Below are 647 nucleotides of genomic sequence, written 5' to 3'. Positions count from 1 at the left end.
GATCTTATGGTGGTTTTGCCGAGGGTGTTCACCTCTTCCCATTCCGAACAGAGAAGTTAAGCCCCTCATGGCCGATGGTACTGCACTATCATGCGGGAGAGTAGGTAGCTGCCATATTTATTGGAAAGTCCCGGCGTTCTGCCGGGACTTTTTTATCTTCTCTATCTGCTAAAAGTCCCCCCACAAAATTTTGTAGTAATCAATTAAGATGCTATCTTTGCCATCCGCCAGGAAAAACAGCGGGTAGTTCTTTGTGTGAGGTGATCTTCCGGGTGTAAGAAAGCATAGTTATTTACCAGGTGTAAATGCTTGAGGATCAGGAAAATAAAATAAAGATTTTCTGATCAAAAGTTTGGAAGAAAGAAAAATTGCACTACCTTTGCACTCCCATCGAAACAGAGCGGTTGCCACGAGCCAGGGGAACAGCAATAACAGCAGACAAAAAGTTCTTAAAAGTATAACAGAGGTGCAGGCGTTAAGGCCTGGAGGTTCGCAACCTTGGCATCTTACAGATTAACCGTTTACGGAACGCAGGAATGTGTTGCCGTGGTTAAGCAAGGTCTTTGAAAGATTGGAAACAACAGCACGTTACAAGCAATTGTAACAAACAGGTAATGTTAGCGAAAAACATTAATTGAATAACGTCT

General features: G+C 43.0%; 1 rRNA gene. It reads left to right on the top strand.

Going from position 1 to position 647, the window contains the following annotated elements:
• The first annotated feature begins 5 nt into the window (after positions 1-5).
• Positions 6-117, top strand: a 5S ribosomal RNA gene (rrf, locus tag D3A97_RS24725).
• Positions 118-647: the final 530 nt, after the last annotated feature.

The sequence above is a fragment of the Chitinophaga alhagiae genome (assembly GCF_003568665.1).
Lineage (GTDB): Bacteria > Bacteroidota > Bacteroidia > Chitinophagales > Chitinophagaceae > Chitinophaga > Chitinophaga alhagiae.
This window is presented reverse-complemented; position numbering and strand designations above follow the sequence as displayed.